Origin of the sequence: Staphylococcus sp. HMSC063F05, assembly GCF_001837075.1 — a bacterium.
Lineage (GTDB): Bacteria > Bacillota > Bacilli > Staphylococcales > Staphylococcaceae > Staphylococcus > Staphylococcus epidermidis.
The window spans coordinates 1-223 of the sequence record NZ_KV831373.1 but is presented as its reverse complement, the minus strand read 5'-3'; the positions used below and the strand labels follow the sequence as shown (position 1 = coordinate 223).

1 pseudogene is annotated in these 223 nt (G+C 23.8%); it reads left to right on the top strand.

The annotated features are described in order from the left end of the window. A pseudogene (locus HMPREF2576_RS10785) lies at window positions 1-223 on the top strand (replication-associated protein RepA family protein); the annotation flags it as partial.

Below are 223 nucleotides of genomic sequence, written 5' to 3'. Positions count from 1 at the left end.
TACTGATTATATTAAGACTGAGAATAATGATACGAATGATTTGAATGATAATAAACTAACATATCCTAGTAATCATACAAATCATTCAAATCACTATAATCCAAACTTTAATGATGAAGCTTTAAAGTTCCAATTATTAGAAGAACTACCACAGAGTATTCAAAACTATCTAAGTAACTTTGAAGTAGATGAAATTAAAATTATCAAAACTGTATTATTAAAA